The sequence below is a fragment of the Massilia sp. DD77 genome (genome assembly GCF_036961685.1).
Lineage (GTDB): Bacteria > Pseudomonadota > Gammaproteobacteria > Burkholderiales > Burkholderiaceae_D > Telluria.
Genome location: NZ_JBAMDH010000070.1, coordinates 1 through 9932, shown reverse-complemented (window position 1 = coordinate 9932; position 9932 = coordinate 1). Strand labels below are relative to the sequence as shown.

Genomic DNA, 9932 nt, shown 5'->3' with positions numbered 1-9932 from the left:
CCTCCTCGGTAGGGCCGGCGCCGGATTCGATCGCCTCCAGCAGCGCCCCCACGCTCGCGGGCCGTGCGGAGGGATCGCGTGCGAAGCCGGATTGCAGCGCGGTCCACTGGCGCGGACGCAAGGCGCGCGGCGCACGGGTCGCCGCACCGGCAGGCAGCTCCCCCTCCAGCATCTGGTAGATCATCGCCGACACGGCGTACACGTCGAGCGCGGGCTGCGGCTGGCGCTCCGGGTCCGCGGCTTCGGGCGCGCGGTAGCCGGCGGTGCCGGAGAGCGCCGGCGCTTCCAGCATCGCCGCGCCGCCCGAGGCACGGGCGCGCGCCGCGATGCCGAAGTCGAGCAGCTTGACCTCACCCTTGCTGGTGACGAACACATTGCCGGGTTTGATGTCGCGGTGCACCAGGCGGTGCTTGTCCCAGGCGTAGTCCAGGGCCTGCGCCACCGGCCGCAACAGGCCTTGCACGCGCTCCCAGCCCAGGCGTCCCTCGCGCGCCAGCAGGGCGTCGAGGTCCTCGCCCTCGAGGTATTCCATGATGACGAAATGGCTGGCCGTGGCCGGGTCCCGCGCCCACTCATAGACGCGCACGATGTGCTCGTGCGCCAGCCGGCGCGCGCGCGTGGCTTCCTGGATCAGGAGCTTGGCCTGGCTCGCCGCCTGGGTCGCCTGGGGCGGCAGGATCTTCAGCGCCACCTGGGCGCTGTGTCCCAGTTCGGCGTGGGTGGCAAGGTCGGTGGCCTGCCACACCTGGCCCATGCCGCCGTGCGCGATCAGGCGCTCCAGGCGGTAGCGGCGGTTCGGCGGGCCCAGCTCCTGCCCCACCATCAGGCCGATCTCGGTGCCGGGCCGCACAGGCGCTTCCCGCACCGGCTGCACGCCTTCCAGCTCCGGGGCGTATTCGGCGTCGAGGATCGCGTTCTTGCGCAAGTCGAACTCGTGGCGGCTCAGCAGGCCGTCCTCGTGCAGGGCGCGCAGTTCGCGGATCTTGTCGATGGCTGTCTGCATCGTTCAGGAAAGGGGGAGCGCCGCGCCGCAGGATGGACAAAAGCGGTCCTCGCTGCGCGCCGGGTGGCCGTGGACGCACTGGCGCCCACCAGCCTGGGCGATCGCGGCGCCCAAGCCGGCCTGCGAGGCCAGCGCCGCCTTGTTCACGTCGTTCTGCAAGGCCAGGAGGTCGAGCTGATGGCGCCGGTCCTTGTCCACTTCGGCCTCGCGCCGCGCCTGTTCCTCGCGCACCAGGGCCTGCGCCTCGGCGGGCGACAGCTTGCCGCTGGATAGCGCGGCCAGCTGGTCCGCATCCATGTTGGCGTGGACCCGCGTCTTCATGAAGTCGTTCAGCAGCGCGGCGTTCGGCGCCGCGGCCAGGGCCAGCTTGGCGGTGTCGTCCATCGCCGCCAGCGATTCGCCGCGTGCAATCTCCATGCGCGCCAGTTCCAGTTCGTGGGCGCGCTCGAAGGCGCGCGGCAGGTCCTGGACTTCGGCCAGGCGGGCATCGGCCTCGATGGTGCGCAGCAGCTTGTCGTGCTGGGCCTGGGCGTCGGCCTGGCCGGCGCCGCGGCGCACGTCGCCGATGCGCTGGCGCGCCTGCTCGTCTTCCCATTCCTGCAGGCGCTCGGCTTCGCGCCGGTGGGCATCGTTTGCCAGCAGCAGCGCCTGGTGGCGCGCCACGTGTTCCGCCTCGTCGATATCGCGCACGCGGCGCGCGGCCTCGGCTTCGTCCTGGCGCAGGCGGGTCAGCTCGGCGTGCTGGCGGCTTGCGTCCTCGATCTGGCGCGCCTGCTCGATCTTGTTGCGGATCTGCTGCTGGAGCAGCTGCTGCGAAAAGCGCTGCTGCGCCAGCTGGCGCGTCTGCACCGCCTCCTGCCGCGCCGCTTCCAGTTCGGCGCGCATGCGCACCTGGGCCAGCGCGCGCAGGTGCTGCCATTCGGCCGCTTCGTCGGCGCGCGCCGCGCTCTTCTGCGTCCGCTCGTGCTCCAGCTCGGCCAGGACCTCGGCGGCGCCGTTGCGGATCGCCTGTTCGCGCGATTGCGCTTCCAGGATGCGGCCATACAGCTCGATCTGGCGCGCCCGCACGCCGTGCGCGCGGTCGGCGCCCTGGAGCGAGAGTTCGGCCTTGGCGATCGCCTCGTCCTGGCGCAGCTCGGCGCGGCGCTGGCGCAGTTTCAGGTCCTGCTCGGCGCGAGCGATGCGGTTCCATTCCTCGGCCGTGTACAGTTCGTCGAGGTGGCGCGCGTGCTGGATCTGCACGTGCTTCTCGTCCGCCGCCAGCCACAGGCTGCCGACGCGGGCGCGGTTGGCGTCGAATTTGTCGTGGCGCAGCTCCAGGGTGTCGACCGCGGTCACCGCCAGGCCGTACCCGGCCAGCAGGAGCTTGAGGCCGCCCTGCAGGCGTTCGTCGAGCTGCTCGCGCAGTTCGCGCTTGCCCGCCATCTCGCGGATCGAGCGTGCGCCGACGAATTCCGCCGCCAGCTGCCGCACCGGATGCGCCAGCAGCTCGCGCAGCTCGGCTTCGCCGATGGTGCCCGGCATGGTCATGAAGTGGCGCGCGAAGGCGGGCACGTTCTCGATCCTGAGGCTGACCGTGAAGCGCGCGTGCACGGGCAGGTGCTCGGCGGTGTGGACGTCGCCGAATTCGAAGCGCACCGGCAGCGCAGCGGTGCGGGTAACGAGGATTTCGGCGTGCTGGTCGCGCAGCAGGTGGTTCAGGCGCGTAAAGAAGCCTTCGATCTCGTACTCGCCCTGGGGCACCTCGGTGGCCTTGTCGCCCTGCAGGATGAAGGCGCGCGCCGTAGCCGGCACGCGCAGCGTCTTGACGAACAGCCCCGAGAGTTCGCGCACGCCGAAGAACACGGCCAGTTCGTCGGGGCCGGCCATCCAGCGGTTTTCGCGCAGCACCGGGGCATTGCGCGGGGCGCCCAGGATCAGGCCGCAACCGGCGCAATAGCGGGCGTCGCCGCCATTCTTGCGCTCGCAGCGCGGGCAGCCGGCGCCTTTCACTCCGAACATCTGGAACATATCCGACTCCACTTCTTTACTTGATGTCTGCACTACAACGTCGCCCCGCCGATTCTAGCAGGCCGGGGCCGGTCAAATGATCCCGATTCGTTCGACGCAGGCCAGGCTCGCGCCACGCGCCCGCACGTCCTCGCGCAGGCCGGGCGGCAGCGCCGCTTCCCATTCCCGGGGCAGCAACACCCGGTCGCCCGCCGCCAGCTCGCGCAGGATCAGCGCGCATTTCGGGGCCAGGCCGTCCACCGCCTCCACCCGGCCGGCATGCCAGGCCGAGGAACGGCCGGTCGCGATGACCCGCCCGCGCGCCAGGAATTCGCGCCCCCGCGCCATGCGGTCGGCCAGCACCAGGGCCAGTTCGTAGGAGTCGCCCTGGAAGCGCGGCTCGCCGAAGCGCACCGTGGTGCGCCATTGCCCCTGGCCGCGGCCGTCGAAATGGCGGCTGGCGGCCAGCACGGAGCGCACGCGCGCCTGCCGTGCGGCATCCAGTTGCGGCGCCGCCACCGCGCCCTCCTCGTCTTCGGTGGAATGCGCGAACGGACGCAGGCTGACCTCGACCCAGCCCAGGCTGTCCTGCTCGCCGCCGCTGTGCAGCGGGAACCATGCGCGCGCGCTGGCCACGCCGATGGCCGGATCGGGCTGGCCCTGCAGCGCCCCCAGGTGGGCCAGGCCTTGCGGCCCTCCGGCCAGCACGCCTTCGGGAAGCTGCGCAAGGGCGCAGCCGTCGATGCGGCCCAGGTGCCAGGCATCGGACCAGCCGTTGGCCACCACCGCCGGCCTGGGCGTCCACAGCCCGCGCACGATGCGGTCGGCCAGCACGGCCGCCAGTTCCCAGTCGCGGCTCCCGTCCGCCGGTGCGCGGTCGAGGCTCAGCACCACCTGGTCGCGGCTGTCGGCGCGCGCCTCGGTGTGGCGCGCCAGGCGCACCACCTGCTGCATGCGCTGCGCGACATCCGGCGCATCCGGCACGCCGCACTTGACGTCGGCGCGGCCGGCGCGCGGCCGGCGCGTCGCGGTCACGCTCAGGAAGCCGCCGCGCGGGTCAATGCTGCGCACCACGGCGCTGTCGATGCCGCCGCTCATGGCGCCACCTCGTCGATCTCCCCGATCTCGTCGAGGCGCACGGCGCGCCGCGCCGCGGTGTCGGTCTCCAGATTGCTGACGATGCGGTCGGCCTCGTCGAACAGCGGCGCCGGGGTGACGTCGCCGGCCTGCTTCAGGCGCGCCAGCAAGGCCCAGGCCTCGTCGAGCGCGATCGCCGCCCGGCGGCTGTGGCGCGCGCGGCGCAGTTGCTCGCATCCTTCGAGCGCCTGGTGGGGCGCGGCCAGCTCCAGGGCCGGCATGGTGCCGACCGCCAGGCTGACCAGGTCGAGCCGGCGCAGCAGTTCCTGGTGCTGGCGGAACTGCGACTGGTCGGCAGGCAGCACCGCCATGCGCAGGGAGCACATCAGGCAAGGCAGTTCCAGGAACAGGCGGCGCAGCGCGCGCGCGTCCTCGCAGGCCGGGTCGAAGGCTTCCTCGTGGATGGCCGGCGGCGTGGCCGCCGGACCAGGCATCGCGGCCTGCGCCGCGACGCTGCCGGCCAGGCGCGCCTCCAGCAGCTGCGGGTAGCCGTGGGTGTCCCCGTGCGAGGCGCCCAGGTCGACCGGCACGCAGTCGTCCACGGTCACGCCGAAGCGCGTGTACACCAGCTGGTTGAAGCCCGAGCGGAAGGCATTCCATTCCTCCAGCGTGGTGCAGGGCGGCAGTTCCAGGTTGCCCTGCGCCAGCTCGTGCTGGAGCGCGTGTTCCAGCATCAGGGCGAAAGCTTCCAGGCCCACCGGACCGTGGGCCTCGCTGGCCAGGAACAGGTCGAAACGCTGCTGGGTGGCGCGCGGGTCGCTGGCGTCGATGGCAAAGCTCATCCGCAGGCCGATTTCCGGGCTGGCGGCAAACGGCGTCAGCTCGCAGGTGTAGGGGCCCGGATGCACGGCCCAGGCGCTTTCGCCCTCGATCAGGGCCAGGCGCGCGCCCTCGCCCAGGCGGCGCGTGCGCCCTCCCCGGTCCACCAGTACGGCTGCGCAGCGCGGCGGCACGGTACAGCCGCCGGGCGCCGGCAAGGCGATGGCGCTCACGCCCAGGCTGGCGCAGGAGAATTCGACCTGCCGCAGCGGGCGCCGCAGCGAATGCTTGAACAACGAACCGAACATCAAAGTCCTTCCCGGGCCGGCTCCACAGTGAAGACCGCCCCATGCCGCTGAAAATGCTGCGCCGGCGGCGCGGCGAAGGGCCAGAGCCCCTCGCATTCGCCGTCGGCGTCCAAAATCCCTTCGAGCACGAGCGAACCCGCGCCGTCCCTCACCTTCACCGCAGGACGTCCGGCCAGGAGTTGCGCCGCGCGCGCCGCCTGCGGATCGAGCTGCAGGATCACCTGGGCGCCCACGAAGTGCAGGCGCCACATGCCGTCGTCCGTGGCCAGTTCGTCCAGCGCGGCGCCGCTGTCGGCGGCGCGCAGCAGGCCGCGGCTGCCCTGCCAGGCGGCGCGGCCTTCGTCGGCCAGGCGCCGGAAGCGCCGCAGGGTCAGGGGCGAGCCTTGCAGCGCGGCGCGTTCGGCCGGCCGCAAGGGCCTGCTGCCGTCGAGCGCCGCGCGCAGCACGGCATCGTCCAGCACCAGGAGGTCGCCCTCGATCCGCTGTCCCGCCAGCAGCTGCGCCTGCAGCCTGCGCTCCAGTTCCGTCATTTCCATCCTCCGTCCTCCTTCGTCTGCGCGCCCTGCAGGCGCGCGATCGCCGTATCGCGGCGCTTGCGCAGGGTCGGCAGCGAAATCCCGTCCAGGCCCGCCAGCTGCTGCATCGTCGGCAGTTCGCCGGTAGCCGGGTCCAGCCATTCGGCCGGATAGCTGTCGTCGAAGGGCCCGAGCAGCTTCAGGTAGACCGCCAGGCGCACGGGCAGCGAATCATCGGCCATGGTGCGCACCGCCCAGCTGCCGCGCTCCTGCGCGCCGGCCGCTGCCTGGATGTAGCTGGGGGGAAGAGAAACCGCCTGCGCCGCGGCGGCCAGGCGCACCGCGTCGCCCTCGTCCGCGTGCTGGGGCGCATCATGGGCCACATCATCGAGAACTTCGGCCGGCTCCGCGGTGTCGAGCGCGTCCTGGCGCAGTTCAAGGATGCGGTCCGGCCCTGGGGTGCCGGCCTGCTCGGACTCGCCCAGTACGCGCCAGTAGTCGTCCAGCCAGGCCGTGGCATCCCCCGCGTCCTGCAGCCAATCATGATCGTGGTCGCGGTTGCCGGAGAGCTGTTCGTAGTCGCCGATTTCGCGCAGCATGGCGCCGATCTTGTCGGGGCTGGTCTTGAGGCTGGCGAAGCGCTTGGAGCGGGTGTGCAGGGGGCCGGGCGCGCCACCGAAGGCTTCCAGGCTTTCGCTCCAGCGCAGCACCCATTCGGGACGGCAGTCGGCGATGGAACGCAGCTGGCGCGCCTCGATCGGCATCGCTTCCAGCTCACGTCCCAGGATCGCGCCGACCTGGGCGGCGTGCTCGCGCCAGCCGTCGAACAGGCGCGCGATCTCGTGGAAGGCGGTGTCCAGCATGCGGTAGGCATACATGCGGTTCGGGCTGCAGGGCCGGCCGCAGGCCGCCTGGTAGTTGTCGCTGTCGACCTTGTCGCGCAGGACGGCGTAGAGGTCGTTGAATTTCTTGCGCAGCAGCGCCTCGCCGCCTGGCTGCTCCCAGAAACGTCCCAGGCGCGCATGGTCGCCGGCCACGGCCGCGCACAGCGCGTCCCAGTCGGCGGGGCGGGCCTGGAGTTCGTAGACCAGGACCAGGGCCAGTTCGGCCACCGTGTCGCCGTAGCTGTTGCCGGCCGCCGCGCCGCGTCCGCCGCTGTTGCGGATAGCGCGCGCCACGGCGTCGACGTAGAGGGAAAGCGCGGTGGCGCCGTCCGGTTCGAGCAGCAGTGCGGGGTCGAGGGGGGAGGAAGCACGGGCGAATGCCTGCAGGGAACATTGTCCCAGCAGCTTCCGGACCTGTTCCCAACCATGCTCCTGATACCGGGTTCCCGGCAAACGCATACCTACCCCGTCCTCGATTCAATCCCGCCCGGCGACACACACTGGCGGATTGAAACAGATGATGCCATACAAACACATCTTCGAGGCGCGCAGAAAGCGCCTATTTGCCCTTCTGTTCGCGCGACTGCTCCTCCATGCCGCGCAGCAAGGCGGCGACGGCGGGCGCCGCATGGCCGCCGCCGGTGGCGCCCGAGTGGCTGACGAAGGCGGCGAAGGCCAGGCGCCGGGTCTGGCCGGGCAGGCTGCCGGGTTCCAGCCAGCCCATGAACCAGACCGTCGCCAGGCCCTCCGGCCCGGCCGGCGCGGTGCCGGTCTTGCCGAACAGGCCGGGACGCAGGCGCTCGAAAGCGGCGCCGCTGAAGGCCCCGGCAGCGGTGCCGCGGTCGATCACGCCCTTCATGCCGGCCCGGATCCGGTCCAGGCGCAGGCCAAGCGGTTTACCCTGGACCTCATCGGCGGCGCGGCCGTCCAGCGCCAGCAGCAGGCGCGGCCTCACGCCGCGGCCTTCGCCGACCGCGGCGGCCACCAGGGCCATCTGGAGGGGCGTGGCCTGCATGCGCAGCCCGATCGCCATCTGGCGCAGCTCGTGCCGGGTCAGGACCGGATCGATGGCCGAGGCGCTGGCCTGCAGCGCGTCCCACTCTGCCCAGTGGTAGTCCGCCGGCAGCAGTCCGCCGTCCAGGCGCAGGGCGCTGCCGAAGCCCAGGCGCCGCGCCATGCCGGCGATGGGCCGCACCGTGTCCAGGGCGTCCGCATCGAGGGCGCGCACGCCGGGCACGCCGCCCTCGGGCCGGCCCAGCAGGCTGCGGTCGCTCAGTTCCCCGGTCCAGGCGAACCAGGTGTTCACGCTGAAGGCCAGCGCCTGGTCCAGGCCCAGGCGCCCGCCGTCGGCGCGCGCGCTGCTCAGCTGTTCGCGGAAATTCGTGACATGGGCGCCTTGGCTTGAAGCCGGATAGACGGCGCTGGCGGCGCGGAACCCGTAGCCGGCCTCGCGCGCCAGCCGGTCGATCCCGTCCAGCGGCATTCCCGACAGCAAGGCGTCCAGCCGGGCGTCGCCGCGGGCGGCCTGCTCCAGACCGAGGGCGCTGATCACCTTGAAGGTCGAGCCGGGCGCCCGGTGCGCGCCGCCGTCGTGCTGGAAAGCCGGGATGCGCAGCGGACTGCGGGCCGGATCGGCGCGGTCGAAGTCGCGCAGCTCCGGCCAGCGCGCCGGGTCGGCCCTGCCCGTACCGCCGGAAGCGGCGGCCAGGATATCGCCGCGTTCGGCGTCCAGCAGCACCAGGCCCGCCTGGCGCCCGGCCGGCGGGGCCTGGCCGCCGCTGCAGGCCTTGCCGTCCCAGCGTCCCTGGCGCATGCCGATGCAGTCGAGCGCCGCGTGGGCCCGGGCCTGCAGCGCCAGGTCCAGGCTCAAGCTGGCCGTGTGCTGCCCGCCGCCCAGGCGCGCCAGCATGCCGGCGATGCTGCTGCCGTGCAGGCGGTGCACGCCCAGCAGCGGACCCAGTCCCGCATCCGCTGCCGGCCGGCCGTCCTCCCACAGCAGGGCGCCATGGCGGTCGCTCAGCCGAACCGGCGCCGGCGCCCCCGCGCCCGCCCTCCCCGCCGCCGCGCCGGGCAGCGCATGCCAGGCCAGGCGGCCGTCTTCCAGCCGCAGGTGGCGGTAGGCGGCGTCGGCGCCGCCGCTCAGGCGCGACAGGTCGAGCGGCGCGATGTCCAGCGTGACCTTGCCGGCGCCCGGTTCGGGGGTCAGGAGCAGGTGCTGGACCATCTCGCCATCGACGCAGGCGCGGCCGTCGCAGGCGGCGGTTACGCTGGCGCGCGCCCCCTCGACCTTCAGCAGGCGGCCGGCCAGCAGCAGCTCAGTCGGCACGCGCAGGGCCGGGGCGCTCAGGCGCGCATGGCTGCTGGAGCGGCCGCCGTCCCATCCGGCCACCCGGTTCCACGGCATCCAGCCTTCCGGCAGACGGGCGAACAGGCGCATCGCGGCCACCGGCAAGCCCTCGGCGGCCGGCGCCGGCGCGTCGCCCATGCTGGCCTGCCAGTGCGCCGTACCGCCGGGACGCACCCGCCAGGCCACGAGCCGGCGCTCGCTGTTGAAGATCCTGGCCTGTTCACGTACGTACGCACCGTCGGCGCGGCCATACAGGCGTTTCAAGAGACTGCGATCGCCTTCGTCGAGCTTCAGGCCCTCCCAGCCCGGCAGCGGCGCCCGGGCGCCGGGATCCGCCGCCTGCCAGGCGGCGAGGTCGCGCGGGGCCAGTTCCACCAGGCCGTCCTTGCCGAGCCTCAGCAGCCCGCGCGCGCGCAGTTGCTCGAACAAGGCCTGGTCTTCCATTCCCGGCGCAGGCGCGGCCGGCACCTGGTAGCTGCCCGGACCCAGGCGCAGGGTCGGCGCTTCGCCGTCCGCCGGATAGGCTTGGATGAGGGCCGGACCGGCCACCGCGGGGTCGGGGCGGTAGCGCTGCACCAGCAGTTCGCCGGCCTGCGGACAGGCACGGCTCGGCCGCTGCGTGAAGCGCAGCGCTTGCCCCTGCCAGGCCAGCCAGCCGCTGCGGCCCAGCGGCGCCTCGCCCTTTTCTCCGCGCTGGACGATTCCCCGGGCGGCGTCGCCGATCCAGGCCGCGGGCGCGGCGGCGCTCCAGGCCAGCTTCAAGCCTTCGGGCGCCTGGCCCGTGACGGTAACCCTCGGCAGGCCGGCGCCGAGCAGCACATTGCGCGGCGCGGCGCCGCCCGCCCGTGCCAGGGCGGCGGCTTCGGACAAGGGATAGCCGATGCGCAGGGGCAGCAGCCTGGGGCGGGCCGGATCGAGCACCTGGGTGCACAGGTCGATGCGCTGCGCCGGCTCGGCGCGCGCGCCGGCGGCCAGCACCAGCGCGGCGCC

General features: G+C 73.1%; 7 protein-coding genes. All 7 read right to left on the bottom strand.

Annotated elements, in window-relative coordinates; all coding sequences use genetic code 11:
• Positions 1-1003: serine/threonine-protein kinase (locus V7778_RS24515; RefSeq protein WP_335560176.1), on the bottom strand; the 1003-nt coding region annotated here is incomplete at its 3' end.
• A gap of 3 nt (positions 1004-1006) precedes the next feature.
• The gene (locus V7778_RS24510; RefSeq protein WP_335560174.1) at positions 1007-3013 is read right to left on the bottom strand and encodes a hypothetical protein; all 2007 of its coding nucleotides are present in this window, start codon (positions 3011-3013) and stop codon (positions 1007-1009) included.
• A 72-nt stretch (positions 3014-3085) separates the two neighbouring features.
• Positions 3086-4090, bottom strand: a complete 1005-nt coding sequence (locus V7778_RS24505; RefSeq protein WP_335560172.1) for a hypothetical protein — start codon at positions 4088-4090, stop codon at positions 3086-3088.
• Entirely contained in the window at positions 4087-5196 is a 1110-nt protein-coding gene (locus V7778_RS24500; RefSeq protein ID WP_335560170.1) for a hypothetical protein, read from the bottom strand. Before V7778_RS24500 ends, V7778_RS24505 begins: the two co-directional genes overlap by 4 nt.
• Entirely contained in the window at positions 5196-5732 is a 537-nt protein-coding gene (locus tag V7778_RS24495; RefSeq protein WP_335560169.1) for a hypothetical protein, read from the bottom strand. Before V7778_RS24495 ends, V7778_RS24500 begins: the two co-directional genes overlap by 1 nt.
• Complete coding sequence (locus V7778_RS24490) at positions 5723-7054, bottom strand: hypothetical protein (protein ID WP_335560167.1); 1332 nt, start codon at positions 7052-7054, stop codon at positions 5723-5725. The genes V7778_RS24495 and V7778_RS24490 overlap by 10 nt, the downstream gene beginning before the upstream one ends.
• Before the next feature lie 100 nt (positions 7055-7154).
• Positions 7155-9932 (bottom strand): penicillin-binding transpeptidase domain-containing protein (locus tag V7778_RS24485; RefSeq protein WP_335560165.1); only part of this gene is annotated, 2778 nt, incomplete at its 5' end.